The organism is Thauera sp. SWB20, from assembly GCF_000831325.1.
GTDB lineage: Bacteria > Pseudomonadota > Gammaproteobacteria > Burkholderiales > Rhodocyclaceae > Thauera > Thauera aminoaromatica.
Genome location: NZ_JTDM01000021.1, coordinates 384,414 through 404,796 on the forward strand (window position 1 = coordinate 384,414; position 20,383 = coordinate 404,796).

Genomic DNA, 20,383 nt, shown 5'->3' on the forward strand with positions numbered 1-20,383 from the left:
TCCGAACCGCCCGCACCGGTTGCCATGGCCGCCACCCCGCGTCCCGGCGTCGCGCAGCGCCCGCAACGAGCCGACCGCCAGCACGGCCAGGCACTCGTCCTCGGTCTCTTCCTCGTCTTTGCCACCCTCGCGGTCCTGCTGCTGATGTTCAACACCGGCAGGGTGGTCGACGAAAAGATGCGCCTCACCAACGCCGCCGACGCCACCGCCTGGAGCGTGGCCACACTCGAGGCGCGCGCGCTCAACTACGACGCCTACACCAATCGAGCGATCGTCGCCAACGAGGTGGCGATCGCGCAGGCGATCAGCCTGATCTCGTGGATGCACTACTTCGAGACGGCGGTCGAAAACGCTCCGAACCTGAACCAGGTCGCCGCGAGCTGGCTGTACAAGCCCGGCGAGTATCCGCGCCTCCTTCAATTGCTCGCCGGGGTCAATGGCACGTCCTATCTGGATGTCGGGAGCGGCGGTTCGCTGCGGGCGATCGTGGAGGGCCTGGATATCGGGCTGGGTACCATCGCCACCGCCCACGACGCGGTCGCGAACGCACTCTCGCTCTCGCAGCGCGTCATGCACGCGAGCCTGGACACGGGCATCGCCCAGGCCGGTTTCGCGAACGACTTCGTGCGTCGGATCGATCCCGAAATGCGAGCGTCGATCAACCCGATCAGCCACGGGTTCCGCAATCTCACCCGCACGATGGCGAAGGACTCCGCGCAAGGCGATGCGCGCCAACGGATCGCCGACGTGACGCTACGCTCGCGCGACGCATTCACCCGCGAGCGCGTCTGGTCGATCCGCGGCTTGAACCTCCCGCCATTGCAACGCAAGGTCGAACTCAAGCGACGCGGCGGCACCGAGCTGATCGGTTACGACGAATGGCGCGCGCTCGACACGCTCGAACACCAGGGCCAGCGGATGAAACGCTGGCGCTGGCGCTGGCGTCGCACGCCGCTCGCCTGGGGCGGTGCCGGCTTTACGGGCGATGAGGGTGCCGATGCCCGGCGTGGCGATCACGGCGACACCTACACGAGCAATCCGATCACGACGCTGAACCGGGCCGAGCCCGCGATCGTCGATGCGGGGGCCGCGCACTTCGGCGGGCTGCCGGAGACACGCGAGCTGCGCGACCTTTCGCCCGCCGCAGAGCACCGCTCCGGCGTGACCGTCCACGTTGCCAAGGCACGGGAAAGACTGCGCGGTTCGGGGGGCATCGGCAGCGTGCAACCGCAGGGAAACCTGCGTGCATTCGAAGCGACCGCGCCGGGCGGCCACCTCGCCGCGATGGCGCGCGCCGAGGTGTTCTTCGAGCGTCCCGCCGCGCGCAGCGACAACAAGACCGAGCGGGCAAGTCTGTACAGCCCCTACTGGCAGGCCAGGCTCGCCGCCGTCACCCCGACGGACCGCGCCTGGGCCGCCGGACGGCAGGACGGGATGGCGCTGCCATGAAGCCCTGCCACCCCCTCCTCCCGGCTGCGCGCGCAGCGCAAGGCGGCCAGTCGACAACCGAGTTCCTCGTGCTCGCGCTGGTCCTGGTCCCGCTCTTCCTGAGCCTGCCGCTGCTCGGCAAGTACCTCGACCTCGCCCACGCGACCGAGCAGGCGGCACGTTACGTGGCCTTCGAGACCTCGATCGTGGGCCCTGCCCGGCAGCCCCCCACGGCCGCAGCCCTGGCCGCGCAGGTCCGCGAGCGCATCTTCTCCACAAGCGGAGCGCCGATCCTCAGCGGTGCCGGCAACGCGTCCGCGACGGAGCATCCGGCCAACCCCTTGTGGATCGATCATCGCGGGGAACACCTGCTCGCCGACCCGGCCAGCCGGATCGGGGTCGATCTCGCGGCGCACGCCAACGCGGCACCGGCCTCCGCGCTGCTCGCCGGCCCGCACGGCCTCGACCTGCCGGCCGGCTCCGAACACACCGGGACGATCCACGTGTCGCCGCGCGACGTTGCCGGCCTGCCCCCCTTCGACACCCTCGGACTGTCGATCCGCCGCCACCAGGTCCTGCTCGGTCACAACTGGTCGGCGGCCGGATCGACCGACTACGCCCGCCGCATCGAAGACGCCGGCCCGCTCGCCTACCCGATCCGGCCGCTGGCGCTGATCGGGAATACGGTCGGGCGCCTCCTGCCGCCGCTGGTGCTCGACAAGGCGATCGAGGTCGGGCGCGTGCACGCCGAGATCCTGCCTTGCGACCGTCTCGAACAAGGGTGCTGACCATGCCCGCACACCCCGCCCCGCGCCTCCCGACTTCGCGCCACACGACTCCTGCCCTCCATCCCCGGCCTCGTCCGGACGGACGTGGTCGCGGCGCGCGCGCAGGCCTGTCGATCGCCTTCGCGCTGCTGGTCGGTTCCCACGCCGAGGCCGCCCTGCCCGAACCCTTGCCGCCCCTCGCCGGAGCCCGTATCACGCCGGTGCTCGACAACGCCCGCGTCCATGGCGTACCGACCCGGATCCGCCGGTTCGAGGCGCGAACCGCGACAGCCAGCGTGCGCGCCTTCTACGAGGGAGCGGTCGAGGGCACGCCCCTGAGCTCGCGCATCGACGGCTGGGAAGTGCTGTCCTGGAAGCACGGCGCGGCCTTGCGCACCTTGCGCCTGCGTCCATGCCGTACGGCGCCGGCCGCCTGCACCGAAGGCACCCTGTCCGAGTCCGATCTCTCGCGCGATCCGGCGCCATCCTCGCCAGCTCCGGGCCGCCCGGCGGACAGCCTGCTCAGCACCGACCTGGAAACGAACGATGCCGGCCGGCATGCACGCATCCTCGTCTGGCATGACGAATCCTCGCCCTCCTGGGCCGCGGCGCGCCTGGTCCGCGAGCTCTCGGCCCAGGGCCTCGCGCTCGAGCGTCGCGCGCCGGTCTCCCGGCCCGGCCTGGAGGGCGTGGGGCTGTGGTTCGGCGCCCGGGGCCGCGAGGCGGTCGCGACCATCGTCCGCCACGGCAGCGGGACCACGGTGACGCTGCAGATGATCGACCACGGCGCACGGAGCGGGCGATGAAGCGGATCCGGCGCCTCCGCGGCCAGGCGATGCATGAATACCTGGTCATCCTCGCCATCGTGCTCGGCGTCTTCGGCCTTCCGGCCTTCGACGGCAAGCCGCTCCTCGTCTTCTTCGCCGAAGCCGTGGCCACCGGCTTCGCGCGTTTTCTCGCCAGCATTTCACTGCCGTTGTGATCCACCCATGCTCAAGAGAGTCCCCCGCAACCTCATCATCCTGGCCGTCGCCTCCCTCTTCGGCCTCGGCGCCGCGTGGCTCGCCGCACGCTACCTGGAGGAGCGCGCCACCGAGATCGAACTGCGCCAGCAAGGGCAGATGGGCCATGCGGTGGTCGCCAAGACGGACCTCGCGGTCGGGACCCCCCTCACCCGCGACCTCGTCGCCGTGCGCGAAGTGCCGGTCGAGTGGCTGCACTCGAGCGCGATCACCCCGGAGCAGTTCGAGCGCGCGGCAGGCGCGGTGCTCGCCCAGCCGGCTCGCGGTGGCGAGCCGCTGGTGTGGTCGCAGCTCGAAGAGCGGCGACCCGCCACCCTCTCCGCGCAGCTCGCCCCGGGTCGGCGCGCCACCACGATTCCGGTCGACGAGACCAGCTCGCTCTCCGGCCTGCTGCGCCCGGGCGACCGCATCGACCTGCTCGCGACCGTGCAGCGCGACCACCATCACCTGACCCTGCCCCTGCTCCAGGGCGTACGCGTGCTCGCGACCGGGAGCCGCACCCGGCCCGGCGAGGACGATGGCGCGGGCGACCTCCTGGGTGGGAGCTTCGACACCCTGACCCTGGATCTCTCCGAGGATGAGGCGACCCGGCTCGTCGCCGCACGCGCACTCGCCCGCCTGACCGCGGTGCTCCGCCATCCTCGGGACACAAGCACGGCTCCGCTGCAGCAGACCGACGCGCTCGCGCTGCTCGGCCTCGCACCGCCAGCCCGCGAAGCGGGCGTACCGGTCATCTACGGCGGCATCGAGAACCCCGCGCTCGTCCCCACCCCGTCCCCCCTTACCCGCCCCACCCCGCGCGCCGAGCCTGCCCATGACCCGGACTGACCCGATCTCCCCGCCGGCGCGCCGGCGGGCGCTCCCTCCCCTCGTGTGCGCAATCCTGATCCTGGGCCTGCCCGGCCCGAGCCGCGCCGCTCCGCCCGCAAGCGCCGCGCCGCCGGAACCTGGGCGCGCAGCGCTCGCGGTCGTCCACGAGATCCAGATGTTCGCCGGCGAAACCCGGGTGCTGCCGCAGCGCGACGCGCAGCGCCTCGCCGTCGGCGACGCCAAGGTGCTCTCCGCGGCCGTGCTCGACGACCGCGAGATCCTGTTGATCGCCAACGGCCCGGGCGACACCATGCTGCAGGTGTGGACCCGCTCGGGCCGCAGCCAGCGCATCAAGATCACCGTCCGCCAGACCGACACCGCCCGCATCGCACGCGACCTGCAGGGCTTCCTGCACGACGTCCCGCGGCTGCGCACGCGCACCATCGGCGACAACGTGGTCATCGAGGGCGAGGGCCTGAGCGACGCCGAACGCGACAAGGTCACCGAGCTCGCCAAGCGTTTCCCGCAGCTCATCGACTTCACCAGCCGCGTCGGGCTCGACCGCATGTTCGCCTTCGACGTGCGCTTCGTGGAGATCAGCCGCAGCGGCCTGCGCGACCTCGGCATCGACTGGACCACGCAGGGCAAGCCGCTGCTCGGGATCGGCGTGATCGGCGACCTGTACCACGACAACCGCACCGGGGCGACCGTGACGCGCACGCTCGGCAGCGGCGAACTGAGCTCCGAGGTCGAGATCGAGGCGAACCGCGTCTCGCCCTTCGCCGCCAACGTGGCCCTGGTCGGCAGCTTCTTCGGCCGCCTCAACCTGCTCGCGCAGAAGGGCGACGCGGTCATCCTCGCCTCGCCGCGACTCTCGGCGCGCAACCGCGGCGAAGCGAGCTTCCTCGCCGGCGGTGAAATCCCCGTCCCGGTCGCCTCCGCCACCGGGACGCCGAGCGTGACGTTCAAGGAATACGGCATCCGCCTCAACATCCTCGAACCGGTCGCCGACGCCGCCGGAACGATCCGCGCGCGCATCCGCACCGAAGTCAGCTCGCTCGACCGCAGCGTCGCCGCCCAGGGCGTTCCCGGCCTGCTCTCGCGCCGAACCGAGACCGAGTTCAACCTGCGCAACGGCGAGACCCTGGTGCTCTCCGGGGTGCTGCAGCGCGAACAGCAGAGCGACGAGAATGCGCTCCCGCATTTGGGTGAGCTCCCGGTAATCGGTCGACTGTTCCGGTCCACCCGGTTCAACAGCCGCGAAAGCGAACTCGTGGTCTTCGTCACCCCCTGGCTGCTCGAGCCCGGCGAAGGCCTTCTGGATCCGCGCGCGCAACTGCTCGAACGCCGTGCCGAGCAGGCCCTCGCCCCTGCGCCCGAACCCTCGCCGGCGCTGCGCGAGCCCGCGGATCCCGCGTGGAACGCCCTCTACGGCGGCAACTGACCGGAGGCCTGCATGTTTTTCCGCACCGCACGCAAACCGCCCGAAGACTCGTCCGTCGCCCTGGCCGCAGCAACAGATAAGCCGGCCGCAGCGTCCGCGCCCATATCCGAGCCACCAGTCCGCCCGGCCGACGAGCCGCACCCGCCCGCTGCCGAAGCGAACGCGGATTTCACCTGGCGCAAACGCATCCACGAACGCCTGCTCGACACCATCGACCTGCGCCGGCGCGATCTCAACCGCATGTCGGACGACGAGTTGCGCGCCGAGACCACCGCGCTCGTACGCGAGATCATCGCCGCCGAGGCCGCGCTTCCAGGCGGGCTCGACCGCGAACAGCTGTGCAGCGAGGTGCTCGACGAGGCCATCGGCCTCGGACCGCTCGAGACCCTGCTCGCCGACGAGTCGGTGAGCGAGATCATGGTCAATCGCTTCGACCAGATCTTCGTCGAACGTGGCGGCCGCATCGCGCCGCACCCCACCACCTTCACCAGCGACCGCGCGGTGCTCGGCGTCATCGAGCGCATCGTCGCGCCGCTCGGCCGCCGCATCGACGAATCCTCGCCGATGGTCGATGCCCGGCTGCGCGACGGCTCGCGGGTCAATGCGATCATCCCGCCGCTCGCCCTCAAGGGCCCGACGCTCACCATCCGCAAGTTCGCGCGTCGGGCGCTCGAGGTCGCGGACCTCGTCCGCATGGGTTCGCTCTCGCACGAGATGGCCGCATTCCTGCGCACCTGCGTCGAGCAGCGGCGCAACATCGTGGTCTCCGGCGGCACCGGCTCGGGCAAGACCACCTTCCTCAACCTGCTGTCGAACTTCATCCCCGACGGCGAACGCATCATCACCATCGAGGACGCCGCCGAGCTGCGCCTGCGCCACAGCCACCTGGTCAGCCTGGAGGCGCGCCCGTCCAACCTGGAAGGACGCGGCGCGATCAGCATCCGCGACCTCGTGCGCAACGCGTTGCGCATGCGCCCCGACCGCATCGTGGTGGGCGAATGCCGCGGCGGCGAGGCGCTCGACATGCTGCAGGCGATGAACACCGGCCACGAGGGCTCGATGACGACCCTGCACGCGAACAGCCCGCGCGATGCGCTCGCCCGCCTCGAGACGCTCGTCCTGATGGCCGGCATGGATCTCCCGCTGGCCGCAATCCGCGAGCAGATCGCCAGCGCGGTGGACATCATCGTCCAGCAGACCCGCTTCGCCTGCGGCGCGCGCCGGCTCACCAGCATCACCGAGCTCACCGGCATGGAGGGCGGACGCATCCAGCTGCAGGAACTCTTCCGCTTCGAGCGCCGCACCGCCGATTCCCCCACCGCCGACCCGAGCGGCGGCCACTTCACCGGCTGCGATGCCGTGCCGGGCTTCTACGACGAACTGCGTCGCCAAGGGGTCGCGCTCGACCTGCACCTGTTCGACCGGAAGCGCTCATGAGTGCCCTGGCTTCGTCACCCGCCGTGCTGCTGGCCACGCTCGCCTTCGGCCTCGCCTCCGCCCTGCTCGCCTGGTCGGCAATGCGCATCGCGGGCAATGCGCTCGCACGCTACCGCGAACGCTTCACCGCCGAGGCCCACCTGCAGCTCGAAGAACTCTTCCTGTTCATGGACCCGGCGCGACTCTTCGTCCTGAACCTCCTCGCGGTCACCGTCGGCGGCATCGGCAGCTGGCTCGCCAGCGGCGAGGTGCTGATCGCACTCGCCAGCGCGGGTGCGCTCGCCCTGCTACCGCGTCTTGCCTTCGGACTGCTGCGCCAGCGCCGGCTCGACCTCATCGAACAGCAGCTGCCCGACGCGCTGCAGGTGATCGCCGGCGGCCTGCGCGCGGGGGTTTCGATGACGGTGGCGCTGCAGCAACTCGTCCGCGAAGGGCGCCCGCCGATCGCCCAGGAGTTCGACCTCACCCTGCGCGAGCACCGCCTCGGCATTCCGCTCGACGAGGCGCTCGACCATCTCGCCGCACGCGTGCGCATGCCCTCGCTGACCCTCGTGATCGCCGCGATGCGGATCGCCAACGAGACCGGCGGCAGCCTGGCCGAAGCGCTCGAACGCGCGGCGCTGACCGTACGCAGCCAGCTCGCGATGGAAGGCAAGATCGGCGCCCTCACCGCACAGGGCAAGCTTCAGGCGGTGGTGGTCGGCATGCTGCCGCTGGCGCTGCTGCTGGTGCTCGACCGCATGGAACCGGAGGCGATGGGCTTCCTGTGGCACTCGCCGCCCGGCTGGGCGACGCTGGCGGTGATCGCCACGCTCGAGGTGCTCGGCGTGCTGCTGATCCGGCGCATCGTGGCGATCGACGTATGAGCTCCGCGCACTTGCTTGTGCTCGACGAACGCACGGTGATCGCGGCGGTGGCCCTGCTCGCCGGTCTCGGCAGCGCCGGCATCGTCGCCGCGCTGGCCCGCAGCGTCAGCGCCGTCCGGCCCGAGGACCGCACCTGGCTCGACACGCCACCGCGCTTCCTGCGCCTGCTGTGGTGGCCCACGCGCTGGATCGCGCACCTGGTCGCACCGCTGCTGCCGGCGCGGCTGCAGGCACGGCTGGCCGTGCGACTGCGCCTTGCCGGACTCGACTACACGCTCTCTCCGGCGCAGCTGCTCGCACACCGGGTCGCCGTCGGGCTGTGCGGGCTGGCAGCCGGCCTCGGGTGTGCCCACGCATGGGCACTTCCTCCGGCGCTTCCCGCGCTGGCGGGCGCCACCGCCGGCACACTGATCGCGTGGTCCTGGCTGGACGATCGCATCCGCTGCCGACGCCGGCTGATGCTCAAGCAGCTCCCCTTCGTGCTCGACCTCATCACCCTGTGCGTCGAGGCCGGCCTCAACCTCACCGGGGCACTCCAGCAGGCGGCCGCGAAAGGCCCTGCCGGACCGCTCGGCGAAGAACTGCACCGCGTGCTGCGCGACGTGCGTGCGGGCAAGTCGCGCGCCGACGCGCTGCGCGGTTTCGCCGACCGCATCGGCGAACCGGCGATCGCGAACCTGGTCTCCACGGTCATTCAGGCCGAGAACATGGGCATGAGCCTGGGCCCGATGCTGCGCGCGCAGGGCGAGCAACGCCGCGCGGAGCGCTTCGCCCGCGCCGAGAAGGCGGCGATGGAAGCGCCCGTGAAGATGCTGCTCCCACTGATCGCCTGCATCTTCCCCTGCACCTTCATCGTGCTCGGCTTTCCGATCGCGGTGAAGTTCATGACCATGGGGCTGTGAGCATGCGCGTCCTTGTCGCCCGCAGCTTCCTGCAACGCGCCCGCGGCCTGCTCGGACGCACGCACCTCGCCGCCGACGAGGCCTTGCTGCTTCGTCCATGCTCGTCGGTCCACACCTTCGGCATGTGCTTCGCCATCGACGTGGTGTTCATCGACCCGCAAGGCGTCGTTGTCGCGGTGCGCGAGGCGCTCGGCCCGTGGCGTTTCGCGCGTTGCCGCGGCGCCGCCGCCGTGCTCGAGATGGCGGCCGGCGCCGCGAGACGGGCGGGACTCGTCCCCGGCACGCATCTCAGGCTGGCTTCCACCTTGTCGGTGGTAGTGCGCGCATGATGAATCCCGCCCATCCGCTGCCGCCGGCGCGGCGGCCTCTTCCACGGCTTCTTCCACGGCCTTGGCGCCACCGCCAGCGGGGCGCCGGCGCAGCCGAGTTCGTCATCGTCGCCCCGGCCCTGCTCGCGCTCACACTGGCGATGCTGCAGACCGGGCTCGCCTTCCATGCCCGCAGCATCGTCAATTACGCCAGCTTCGAGGCCGCACGCGCCGGAAGCATCGCCAACGCCGGACTGGCGAGCATGCGCCTGGCCTTCGCGCGCGCGATGACCCCCTATTACGGCGGCGGTCGCAACCTCGCCGAGCTCGCCGACGCCTTCGCCGCGGCGCAGCTCGATCTCGCCGCCGCCCTGCGCATCGAGATCGTCTCCCCCACCCGCGAGAGCTTCGACGACTACCACAGCCTGGCGGCCGCGCGCCGCCTGCAGACCACGGCGCGGGTGATTCCGTCCGCGCAGCCGGGCGTGCTCGGCTGCCCGGCGGACCGCGCGAACTGCAACGCCGATCCGGCAAGCAACCGCTCGGGCCAGACACTCGCCGACGCCAACCTGCTCAAGCTGCGCGTCACCTGGGGGCTGCCGCCGGCCAAGCAGGTTCCCCTCGCCGGACGATTCTTCACCTGGGCCCTGCGCATGCTCGATCCGGACGACGACGACGCCTTCCGCCGCGGCCTGGTGGAGGCCGGCCGCATCCCGATGGTGAGCCAGGTCACGCTGCGCATGCAGTCCGACGCGATCGAGAACGAGGCGATGCGGCCCCGTACGGCGGGAAGCGCCACCCCCCCAGCCGCCGATTCGACGCCCCTGCCCGGCTGCACCCCCACGGCCCCTCTGTGCACGCCCGAACCTGCGACTGCGGACACTGCACCCGAGGCGCCGGACCCGACCGGGGAAGACGGTACGCCGGCTGGCGACGGCAGCGGATCCGACGGTGAGCCGGGGCCGGGAACCGACAGCGGCGACGAAACCGAGGACGCGGAGGACGCCGAGGACGCCGAGGACGCCGAGGACGCGGAGGACGCGGAGGAGGAACCCGAGTGCTGAACGCTGCCCCCACGCTGTCATGCGATACCCCCGCGGCCTTGTACCGCCGGACCACTCCGGCGCGGCGGCAACCGATGCGCAGCTCGTCCGCATGCCTGCAGCCGCCAGCCGGTCCGCTGCACCATGCGATGCGGGCGGGTGCCGCACTGCTGGCGGCGCTCTGTATCACGGCGCTCCCCGGGGTAGCGGCCGAGACCTCGGCGGCGCAATCCGGCGCCGCGGATCACGGCATCCAGCAGAGCGGGTGCGGAATCACGATGAGCTGTGCACCGGACTCTGCGCAGGACGGCCCCTCGGCGCCAGAGCCCCCCGCAGCGGGGCAATGCGTCTCCAACAACGCGGGCAACCCCTGCGGCAGCGCCAGCGGCCCGGCCAGCCAGGGTTCCACCACCGGCCAGGACGTCGGCGCGGGAAACCCGATCGACGTCCTCTCGGGCAACAAGTACCAACAGGAGGTCGATCTTCCGGCGCTGCCAGGCATCCTCGGCCTCGAGATCGTCCGCCACTACAACAGCCGACGTGCGCGCCCGGGCGACATCGGGGCGCTCGGCAGCGGCTGGAGACTGTCCTACGAAACGCGCCTGAACATCCGCGACGATCGCCTCGAAATCCTCCAGGCCGACGGCGCACGGGTGATCTTCGCGCGCCGGCCCGGTGAGCCGCAGCGCTGCGCCAGCCGCGACCCCAGCCGCGGCGAGATCCTGCTCCGGCACCGCCCCGGCGGCGGCGACGAATATCTCTGGCGCTGGCCCGACGGCCGCAGCCTGCTGTTCGACAGCGCCGGCCACCTGGTGCAGATCCTCGTTGCGAGCGGCGAGTTCGTCTCACTGCGCCACGACGCCGCCGGCCGGCTGCTGCAGGTCACCGACCCGCAGGGCCGCAGCCTGCAAGTTCACTACCACGCGCCCGGCAGCGGCATCGACGGCATCACCCACATCGACAGTCCGCTCGGACGCTTCTCGTATGCGCAGGAACGCGTCGCGCTTCCCGCGCGGACGGACGCAGGCACGCAGCCTGGACGCTCCGTCCACGCTCCGCAACGCCCGGGCTCCGCCGGCCCGAGCCGCCCCCTGCAGCGCGGCGCTCCCGCCGGAAAGGCCGCTGCACCCGCGCTCACCGCGGCGCGCCTGCTCCGTGTCGACTACCCCGGCGCACCGGCTGCGCAGACCGGCGGAGCCGCCGCGCGCGAATATCACTACGAGGACCCGCGCCATCCGGTCGCGCTCACCGGCATCAGCGTGCTCGCGCGTCAGCCCGCAGGCCCGCCCGTGCCCGAACGCATCGCCAGCTACGCCTACGACCACGCCGGGCGCGGCATCCGCTCGGTGCGTGGCGCGCTGCCGGCAGGCGGTGAAAGCGGCCCCGAGGACGTGCGCCTCGACTATCCCGAACGCGGCCGCAGCGTGCTCACCAACAGCCTCGGCCAGCGCACCACCTACCTTGGCGCGGTGATCGCCGGCCAGCGCCGCCTGCTCGAAGCGCGCGGCCCGGGCTGCGCGCGCTGCGGCCCCACCGACGTCCGCTACCGCTACACGCCCGACGGCCGATTGAGCGCCATCACGACCCTGGACGCCGAGGGCAGGCCGCGCCTTTCCACCCAGCACCATTTCGACACCCGCGGGCGCATCGCCGAGACCCTCGGTGCCGATCTCTCCGGCGCCCGGCCGCGCCTGCTCGACCGCACGCGCTACGAATATCCCGACGCGCCGGCAACCGCGCTCGCCGACACGGACCGTGCAGCGCAACGCACCGAGCCCGCCGCGACGACACCTCCGCGCGCGATCATCCGCCCGAGCGTCGTCCCCGGCCGCGAGCACCGCATCGAGCTGCGCTACAACGCGACCGGCCAGCCCATCGAACTGCGCGAGTCCGGTTTCAGCCCGATCGACGCCGAAGGCCGGCCGGATCCCGTGCCGATCGAACGCCGCGTCACCTGGCGCTACGCCACGATCAATGGTCGCAGCGTGCTTGCCGAGCTCGACGGCCCGCTCCCCGACGGAGCGGACGCCAGCCCGCTCGACAGCGACCTCGTCCGCCTGCACTGGGACGAACGCGGCAGCTTCATTCGTGCGCTGGAAGGTCCCGGCGGCCAGCGCAGCGAGATCGAATCCGATCCGGCCACCGGCCTGCCGCGGCGGGTGCGCGATGCCGAAGGTCACGAGACCCACTTGCGCCACGACTCCGCCGGCCAGCTGATCCGGTGGCGCAGCCGCAGCGCGGGTGAGGCGGCAGATCGCATCCACGCTGCCGAATACGATGCCCTCGGCCAACTCGTCGAGCTGCGCTCCGGAGAGGATGAAGAGCGCCTGCATCCGCGCTGGCGGCGCGCCTTCGATGCCGCCGGCCGCCTGCAGTGGCACGCCGACGCGCTCGGCATCCTGCGGACCTGGGCCTACGACCACGAGAGCCGCGTCGTCGAGACCGGGCTGCGCAGCGCCAGCCGGCTGCTGCGGCGCCGCTGGCGTTACGACGAGCACGGACGCCTCGCCGCGATCGACGACGACACCGGCTTCACCCGCAGCCTGCGCCACGACGTCGCAGGCCGGATCGTCGGCCTCCTGGACAGTCACGGTCGCGAGCTGCTGCCGCCCGCGCGCCACCCCGACGGCGGATCCGCGCCGGCAGCACCCCCTGCCCACCCACGCATCCTGAAGGACGACTTCGGACGCCCCGTCCTCGAACGCAGTCCCGACGCCGGAGCGCGCTGGCGCAGTTTCGATGCCGCGGGGCGCCTTGTCGCCATGGGCGACGCCCTCGGCCACCGCGCGCGCTACACCTGGGACCCGCGCGGCCGCATCCTCGCCCAGGAGATCACCGACGGGCGCAACGGCAGCACCGAGACCACCCGCTGGCGCTACGACGGCTCCCGCCTGCTCGAAGTCGATCACCCCAATGGGCGCGAACGCTACGAGTACGACCAGCGCGGCTTGCGCAGCGCGCGCATCGTGAGCCTGAAGCGCGACGGCGGCGAGCTCGTCGTGGTCACGCGCTACGAGTACGACGCCGAGGGGCATCTTGTCGCCACCACCCTGCCCGACGGCAGTCGCCTGCGCTACGAGCGCAACGGCCAGGGCCAGGTCGTCGCGCTGAAGCGCCAGCCGGTGGCCACGCCCTGGCTGCGCGCGCTGGCGCGCGAACAGGTCATCGCCAGCGGGTTCGAGCGCGATCTCTTCGGCCTGCGTGGCTTCCGGGCCGGCAACGGCATGCGTACGTTGCACGAGCGCACGCGCACCGGCACCCTGGTCCGCGTCGTTCATCTGCGCGCCGACGAGCGCGGCGCACCGGTCCGTAATGCACGTGCGCTGCTGCCGATCGCACCTGGCCAGCCCCTGGCCGCGCGCATCGAACGCTTGTTCGGCATTTCCGCGGCCCACGCCGCGCAGGCAAACACCGATGCGGACGTCACCCAGCCGGTGGAGGCAGCAGATGGCCAAGCCCTCGAAGGTGCGTTACCACGCCTGCAGGAGACTGTCGCGTCCGCCGACACCATCCTGCTCGACTACCAGTACGTCTGGGACCCGGAAGGCAACCTCCTGCACGCGCGCCGGCGCGAGCCCGACGGCCCGCTGCCCTCGACGCGCCGCAGCCAGGCCTACGACCTTCGCAACCAGCTCGTGGCCAGCGTCGAATGGCGGGACGACGGCGACGTGCTGGCCGAAACCGCCGTGTGGCGTTACGCCTACGATCGCCACCAGCGCCGCGTCCTTGCCCAGGAAGGCGCCGTGTCGCAGCAGGAGCTCGCCGGCCACACCCGCCCGACCCACTTCGCACCGGGCAGCCACCGTGCCCTGTCCTCGAGCCCACGCGCAGCAAACGTGCCGGCGCGGGCCGCCGCGAGCCGACCGCACGAGGCCGCCACGCCCGGTCACCACGACGCCAGCGGCCAGCCCGAACGCTTCGGCGCGCGCAGCCTGCGATGGGACGCACTCGGCCGCCTGATCGAGGTGCGCGCAGGCGAGCGCAGCATCGCCCGCTACGCCTACGATCACCGCGGCCTGCGCATCGCGCGCACGCGCTTCGATCCCGCAATGGTCGCGCCCACCACGACCCACACCGTGTACGACGACGCCCGCCAACCCCTCGCAGAGCTGGACGCCGACGGCAGATTGATCCGCCAGTATCTGTGGCTCGCCGACCTGCCCCTCGCCGTGCTCGACACCCCGGCGCGCCCCGACAGCGCAACCGACTCCGCGCGACGCATCCTCGCAGACCTCGGCCGCATCGCGCAAAGCTGGCTCGCCCCGCAGGCCGGCCTCGCCTGGCTGCACACCAACCACCTCGGCGCCCCCGAACTGGCCACCGACGCCGACGGCGAGCCGCTCTGGCGCGCGCGCCACGCCCCCTTCGGCGCCGCGACGGTCACCACCTCGCCCCGGCGTCCCGACTTCACCCTCGACCTGCGCCTGCCCGGCCAGGTCTTCGACGCCGAAACCGGCCTGCACTACAACCGCCGCCGCTACTACGCGCCGACCCTGGGCCAATACCTCACCCCCGACCCGCTCGGTACGCCGGACGGGCCGAACCCGTATGCGTATGCGGCGTTCAATCCGCTGCGGAACGTGGATCCGGATGGGCTGGTGCTGTTCGCGTTCGATGGGACGGGGAACAGCGACGACCTCAACGACCCGGCGATGGCGGGCAGCGGATTCAGCAATGTGGTGTATTTCGCACGTGCATACAACGATGGGAACAGGCGGTACATCAGTGGCGTCGGCACCGTGCATCACGACATCGACTACGGCGACATCCGCCCGGAAGACCACGCGACCGGCCATCTGCTGTGGTGGCTGACACCGGGCGATCCGGCCCATGTGAACGACATGGGCGGCAACTACTCGGGGCCGGCACGGATCGGGCGGATGAGCCAATACCTGGACGACGAGGCCGAGCTCTTCAGTGACGACCGGGTCATGGACATCGACATCGTCGGCTTCAGCCGCGGCGCGGCCCAGGCGCGCGAGTTCGCCAACCGGATCGTCGCGAAGACGGTCCGCCATGAGGGCCAGGACTACTACCGCTACACGAACCGCCGCGGAGACTCTGCCTGTCAGGCGGTCGATTTCCGCTTCATGGGGCTCTTCGACACCGTGCTATCGACCAATTTCAGCGGCGAAGCGTATCGCCTCGGGATCCCGGAGGTCTTCGCCCATGTCGCGCAGGCGGTCGCGCTCAACGAGCACCGCTCGGACTCGATCACGGAGTTCGCCTATCGCAACCCGAAGCCGCACCGCATGCACTGGGGCGGCTTTCCGCTCGAGTCGATCGGCGCCAGCAGCGCTGCGCCCGGTCGCATCCGCATCGAGAAGGGCTTCGTCGGCGCCCATGCGGACATCGGCGGGGGCTATCCCGACGTCGAGCAAGGCCTCTCGCTGGTTGCGCTCAACTGGATGGTGGCGCAAGCACGCGACGCCGGAGTAGAAATGGAATCGGTGGACCCTGTTCCCATCCTTAATGTGGTGATCCACGACCAGAGCAATGTGATCGAGATCGGCAACCCGCAACACAGCGTCGTTCCGCGCCCGACCGGGAACGGCGATCTGCCCCGGATCGATTACGTCTTCCCCGAGGACCGCGCGGTCAACGGCGCGGTGGCCGGAGATCGCCAGCGCCGCATGGCATTCGACAACGGCAGCCTCACCCACGCCGACACCCTGCGCTACATCACCTGGCTCCCGCGCGACGCCACAAGGCGCGGCGACGGCTCCGCGCTCGACCCGCGCCGTCTCGGCGACGTCACCGGCACGGTGGATATGGCGAGCTACCTCGCCTGGCTCGGGCAGCCCGAGAACGGCTACACGACGACAAATGGAGGATTCTGATGCGACGACGCTTCCTGATCCGGCTCGCGGTGGCGGCCCTCGGCACGCCCCTTATGACGGCCTGTCGCGGGACCCTGCCGGCAGCCCCGCCCACCCCGCTCACCGAATCCCAGACGCGCTACCTGGAGAGCCGGCAGCGCATGCTGCAGCGCTTCGGTCGTCCTGGTTTCGAGCTGGTGGTCGATGCGCTGGCCGGACAGGAGTTCCTCGGCGTCGAGTTTTTCCCCGAGCATGCCACGCATGTGTTCTACGCATCTTCCGCCCAGAGCTTGCGCAACCAGACGAAGATGATCCTCTCCCAACCCGTCCCCGAACGCGCCCGGATTCTTTGGCGCGACACCTCCGAGCGACGCTTCATCGAGGGGGTCGGCAGTCGATACGCCGGCAACATCCTCGGCGACGAAACCATCGAAGTCGGCTCCCGCATCCCGCAGGAGCTCATCGACGACCTCGAGCGCGACCCGCGCGGCAATCTGCGGCTCAAGTTCCGCATGAGCAAGGATGGCACGCTGTTCGGCTGGGATATCCAGCGCCGGCCGGGCTACGATCCGAACCTGCGCGACCCGCAAGGCCGGGACATCCACTTTCCCGCCGTCCACTCCTTCGCCGGGGGCGATTTCCGTGAGGCCGAAATCGTCAACGGCAAGGTCGTGCGCAAGGGCTGGTACATCGAGCGCCGCACCGGCCGAAAGGTCGAGACGGACTATTGACGCGCGCGCGGTGAAGGCGCACGGGACCGACTGCACCGTCCCGCGCCGGCTCACGCCGCCTGGCGCCGCGCCGCTGCGCGGGTGCTCACCAGGATGCCGCCCACGATCAGCAGGAAGGCGATGCCATGATAGGGGCGCGGCCATTCGCCGATCACCGCGGCGGAGAACACCGCGGCGAAGAGCGGGGTGAGGTTGTAGAAGATGGCCGCGGTGGCCGGGCCGGCCTCGGCCACCGCCACGCCCCAGGAGCGGTAGGCGATGATCGAGGGGCCGACGGCGATATAGACGATGGCCGCGACCAGGCCCCACGACCACTGCGTGGGCCCGGACGGGAACACGACGTCGCCCGCCGCGGCGGCGGCCACCGCCCACAGCACGCCGAAGACGCACTGGGCGACGAGGAACTCGGCCCAGTTCCACTTCGGCCGCGCCTCGCCCGCCATGTGCGCGGGCGGGCGCGCGAGCAGCCAGCTGTAGCCGGTCCAGCCAAGCATGGCGAGCAGCATGAGCAGGTCGCCCTCGACGAACTCGATGCGCGCGATCGCGGCCGGGTCGCCGCGCGACAGCACCAGCGCCACCCCGACCAGGGAGAGCAGCGCGCCGAAGACCTGCACCGGGCGCGGGATGACGCGGTAGAACACGGCGCCGATCAGCATCATCCATACCGGCGCGCTGGAGGCGATCAGGGTGACGTTGAGCGGCGTGCTGGTGCGCAGCGCCATGTATTGCAGCGCGTTGTACGCGCCCACGCCGATCAGCCCGAGCACCGCGAGGTGGGTCCAGCGCGCGCGGATCTGCGCACGTGCCGCCGGCGTGCCGAGCGCGCGCCAGCCGAGCGGCAGCAGCAGCACGAAAGCGAGCATCCAGCGCACCGCGTTGAGCCAGAGCGGGTCCATGCTGCCGATGGCGAGGCGGCCGACGACCGCATTGCCCGCCCACAGCAGGGGCGGCAGGACGAGGAAGAAGACGAGTCGGGGAGTCAGGTGCATTTGGGGGGTCGATCTTTATTGTTTTGCGGGCAGCGTGGAGGCTGCCCGCACGCGAGGCCGCAACCTTAGCGGTTTTCCGGCAGGCCTGGCCAGTCCGCCGCGCCGAGCGCGAACTTGTAGGCGAAGCCGCTCCAGGACTCGCCCCCGCGCAGGGCGTCGATGAAGCCGGCGCGATCGGTGATCCAGCTCCCGCCCACCACGGTGACGCCGCGCGCGAACAGCGGATCGGGCAGGCAGCCGGCGCTCGGGCCGATCAGCACGATGCGCCGCGCATTGCGGCAATGCGCGAGCATGTCGTCCACCGTGTGGTTGAGCAGGATGGTGCTGGTCGACAGCACCTTGTTGCAGTCTTCCAGCGCCGCGGCGTCGAGGGTGACGCGGTAGCCGTCGTAGTGGCCGGCATAGTCGGGGTTCAGCTCGATCACGGTGAGCTGCGCGCCGGCAGCGGTGACCTGCTTCAGCAGCGGGGTGAACAACCCCACCATGCCGACGTGGTCGCCCGCCTGCGGGTCGATGCCGCCGATCGAGTCGGTGGCGCGCGGCGGCGCGAAGCCGATGCGCTCCATCACCGTGCGCGACAGCGCGTTGGCCGCGGCGAAGCCGAGCGTGCGGCGGATCTCCGCGTCGCCCCCCGCGCCGGCGGCGGGCGCGGCGAACTCGCGCGCGAGCTGCAGCGCGTCCATGCCGACGATGGTGTGCGGGTCGTCGGAGGCGGCGAGCCGCGGGAGGATGCCGCCGAGCAGCACATAGGAGAGGCCGAGCGCGCCGTCGTCGAGCTCGAGCGCGCAGAACTCGCCGTTCTTCGATGCGGCCGCCTCCGGCGGCGGCAGGTGCAGGGCGCGCACGCGCGGGATCGGGCAGCCGGCGGTGGCGCGTTCGAGTTCGGCGATCAGGTCGGTGGCGAAGCTCATGATGGACAGCGGCGCAAGGCCGGGCGGTGGGGTCGGGCGAGCCTACCACGACGGCACGCCCCTGCAGGAGCGCCGCAAGGCGCGAATCCGGCCGCGGGAACGAGACGCGCGGGGATTGCCCGAAGGCCGACGTTCGCGGCGTGCGCCGCTCCTACAACCGGTCGCCGCGGTGGCGGCCGGCACGGATGGCAGCGGCAGCCGCCTCGGGTGTGACGGTGGCGGCACGGTTCTCGGGGGTGCGCAGGGCACCGGGGAAATAGTCCGCGGTGAGGTGGCTGGAATGCACCGGCGAGCCACCGCCGGCAGCAAGGGTCGGGGCGTTCGCGCCGGCGCCATCGCCACGCCGCTTGTCCGCGTCGGCCCCACCCGGCTTGTCCGTACCGCCTCGATAGCGCCGCCAGTCGCGCACCCAGTGGATGTCGTCGGCGAGTTCGAGCAGGCCGATGGTCTCGCGGTCGCCGATCAGGATGCCCTGCACGCGCAGGCCGCGCTCGCGGCGGGCGGCCTCGACGCGGGCGGCGAGCGCCGGGGTGGCGCCGAATTCGCCATCGGACGCGATCAGCAGGTCCGCGAGCTGCCAGCCGGCTTCGTCGAGGCGGGCGAGCGCACGCTCGAGCGGGGCGCAGATGTCGGTGCCGCCGCCGAAGCCCTGGCCGAGGAAGCGGGCGAGCCGGCCGACGCCATCGACATCGACGCCGAGCTCCATCTCGACCACCTCGTCGGGCCCGCCGAAGGCATACACCCGGCAGGCGCGGCGCCGGGCGTGAGCGCAGCGCACCGCCTCCAGCACGACCGCCTTGGCCACCGCCTCGGCGCCCCCCTGCATCGATCCCGAGGTATCCACGCACACCAGCATCGGCCCCTGCTCCAGGCGCCGTGCCGGCGCGGGGCGCTGGCTGGGGCGCAGCACCGGCGCCGGGCGCAGGCAGTCCTCCTGCAGGTGGTCGTCGTCCTCGTAGGCGAGCAGCGTGCGCTCGGCGCGGCGCGCATGCCAGACCAGGCGCAGGCGCGGATGGCCGAGCAGCGTCGCCTCGGCCGGCAGCATGCGCGCGATCCGGCCCGAGCGCTGCACGCCGCGCGTTTCGCCGGGCAGGTCGGGCACCCGCACCCGGTGCGAGACGCTGCGCTGTATCTCGGTGTGCTCGACCACGGCGTGCAATGCCCGGCTGGATTCGGCGTCCTCGTCGGTGGGGCAGGCGCGGCCGAGCGCGCGCAGGATGCGGGCGAGCTCGGGCAGGCGCTCGATCAGCGCGCGGATGCGCAGCACCTCGCGCCAGTCCGTGCTGCGCAGCAGGCCGCGCAGCGCATCCCAGCGGGCGTTGTCGAGCAGATCGCCGAGATCCCCGAAGGCGCCGACCAGCTCGTCGATCTCGCCGCAGCGCTCGGCCCAGTCGGCAGCGAAGGAATCGAGCGCCCTCGCCTGCGCCGCGGCCTCGGTATCGCCGCGGTCGCGGTAGTCGACGACCAGGTCGAGGTGGAAGAGCAGGCCTTGCAGCACGGTATCGACCAGCGCGGGCCGGTCTGCACAGTAGGCGGGCAAGCCCAGGCCCCGGAAGACCTCGCGCACCGCGTCCTGCACCTCCGCCTCGGGCCAGGCCGCGCAAGACCGGGGCAGGCCGCCGGCGAGCAGCGCAGCCCGCCAGGCTTCGAGCGCGGCGAGACGGCCCGCGAGTTCGCCGCCGGAGTGGGTCATGCCACCGAGCCAGAGCGGACGCGGCAGGCGATCGAGCGGCGCGAGCACGGCTTCGAGCGCCTCGAAGAGCCGGGGGACGGGTGGAGCCTCGGCGGCCCGGGCGCGGTCCGGCGGCAGCGGCGCGGGCGTGCTGTCGGCCGCCGCGGAGGCCGATTGCTGCGCGACGGCGGGCGCCACGCCGGAACCTGCATCGCCGGTCGCCATCACCCCCTC

General features: G+C 71.8%; 16 protein-coding genes. 13 read left to right on the forward strand and 3 right to left on the reverse strand.

Annotation, left to right across the window (positions count from 1 at the left end; all coding sequences use genetic code 11):
- Nucleotides 1-24 precede the first annotated feature (24 nt).
- The 13 genes from PO78_RS19120 to PO78_RS19180 all read left to right on the forward strand — a co-directional run bounded on the left by PO78_RS19120 (nt 25) and on the right by PO78_RS19180 (nt 16,577).
- Complete coding sequence (locus PO78_RS19120) at nt 25-1,449, forward strand: Tad domain-containing protein (protein ID WP_004298681.1); 1,425 nt, start codon at nt 25-27, stop codon at nt 1,447-1,449.
- Nucleotides 1,446-2,216: a hypothetical protein gene (locus PO78_RS19125; RefSeq protein WP_004298684.1), complete on the forward strand. Its 771-nt coding sequence runs from the start codon at nt 1,446-1,448 to the stop codon at nt 2,214-2,216. The genes PO78_RS19120 and PO78_RS19125 overlap by 4 nt, the downstream gene beginning before the upstream one ends.
- Before the next feature lie 2 nt (nt 2,217-2,218).
- Complete coding sequence (locus PO78_RS19130; protein ID WP_012585612.1) at nt 2,219-3,001, forward strand: hypothetical protein; 783 nt, start codon at nt 2,219-2,221, stop codon at nt 2,999-3,001.
- Entirely contained in the window at nt 2,998-3,177 is a 180-nt protein-coding gene (locus PO78_RS19135; protein WP_004298692.1) for a hypothetical protein, read from the forward strand. Before PO78_RS19130 ends, PO78_RS19135 begins: the two co-directional genes overlap by 4 nt.
- Nucleotides 3,178-3,184: 7 nt before the next feature.
- Nucleotides 3,185-4,045, forward strand: a complete 861-nt coding sequence (gene cpaB / locus PO78_RS19140) for a Flp pilus assembly protein CpaB (RefSeq protein WP_043746133.1) — start codon at nt 3,185-3,187, stop codon at nt 4,043-4,045.
- Nucleotides 4,032-5,471 carry a type II and III secretion system protein family protein gene (locus tag PO78_RS19145; protein WP_012585613.1) on the forward strand — a complete coding sequence of 480 codons (1,440 nt, stop codon included), beginning with the start codon at nt 4,032-4,034 and terminating at the stop codon, nt 5,469-5,471. Before cpaB ends, PO78_RS19145 begins: the two co-directional genes overlap by 14 nt.
- Nucleotides 5,472-5,483: 12 nt before the next feature.
- Complete coding sequence (locus tag PO78_RS19150) at nt 5,484-6,908, forward strand: CpaF family protein (protein WP_043746136.1); 1,425 nt, start codon at nt 5,484-5,486, stop codon at nt 6,906-6,908.
- Nucleotides 6,905-7,774: a type II secretion system F family protein gene (locus PO78_RS19155; RefSeq protein ID WP_012585615.1), complete on the forward strand. Its 870-nt coding sequence runs from the start codon at nt 6,905-6,907 to the stop codon at nt 7,772-7,774. The genes PO78_RS19150 and PO78_RS19155 overlap by 4 nt, the downstream gene beginning before the upstream one ends.
- Nucleotides 7,771-8,676 carry a type II secretion system F family protein gene (locus PO78_RS19160; protein WP_004298709.1) on the forward strand — a complete coding sequence of 302 codons (906 nt, stop codon included), beginning with the start codon at nt 7,771-7,773 and terminating at the stop codon, nt 8,674-8,676. The genes PO78_RS19155 and PO78_RS19160 overlap by 4 nt, the downstream gene beginning before the upstream one ends.
- Nucleotides 8,677-8,678: 2 nt before the next feature.
- Nucleotides 8,679-9,005 (forward strand): DUF192 domain-containing protein, encoded by a 327-nt coding sequence (locus tag PO78_RS19165; RefSeq protein WP_012585617.1) that lies wholly within the window; start codon nt 8,679-8,681, stop codon nt 9,003-9,005.
- Nucleotides 9,002-10,048 (forward strand): TadE/TadG family type IV pilus assembly protein, encoded by a 1,047-nt coding sequence (locus PO78_RS19170; RefSeq protein WP_043746139.1) that lies wholly within the window; start codon nt 9,002-9,004, stop codon nt 10,046-10,048. The genes PO78_RS19165 and PO78_RS19170 overlap by 4 nt, the downstream gene beginning before the upstream one ends.
- A 257-nt stretch (nt 10,049-10,305) precedes the next feature.
- Nucleotides 10,306-15,867, forward strand: coding sequence for an RHS repeat-associated core domain-containing protein (locus PO78_RS19175; protein WP_231570767.1), 5,562 nt, complete (start codon nt 10,306-10,308; stop codon nt 15,865-15,867).
- A 140-nt stretch (nt 15,868-16,007) separates the two neighbouring features.
- Entirely contained in the window at nt 16,008-16,577 is a 570-nt protein-coding gene (locus PO78_RS19180; protein WP_231570768.1) for a hypothetical protein, read from the forward strand.
- Nucleotides 16,578-16,627: 50 nt separating this feature from the next.
- Here PO78_RS19180 and PO78_RS19185 read toward each other — a convergent pair whose 3' ends face one another.
- The 3 genes from PO78_RS19185 to PO78_RS19195 form a co-directional block, all read right to left on the reverse strand.
- The gene (locus PO78_RS19185) at nt 16,628-17,566 is read right to left on the reverse strand and encodes a DMT family transporter (protein WP_012585621.1); all 939 of its coding nucleotides are present in this window, start codon (nt 17,564-17,566) and stop codon (nt 16,628-16,630) included.
- Nucleotides 17,567-17,631: 65 nt separating this feature from the next.
- The gene (locus tag PO78_RS19190; protein ID WP_043746142.1) at nt 17,632-18,477 is read right to left on the reverse strand and encodes a Rossmann-like domain-containing protein; all 846 of its coding nucleotides are present in this window, start codon (nt 18,475-18,477) and stop codon (nt 17,632-17,634) included.
- A 151-nt stretch (nt 18,478-18,628) separates the two neighbouring features.
- Nucleotides 18,629-20,374 carry a VWA domain-containing protein gene (locus PO78_RS19195; protein ID WP_043746144.1) on the reverse strand — a complete coding sequence of 582 codons (1,746 nt, stop codon included), beginning with the start codon at nt 20,372-20,374 and terminating at the stop codon, nt 18,629-18,631.
- Between the last annotated feature and the right edge of the window lie 9 nt (nt 20,375-20,383).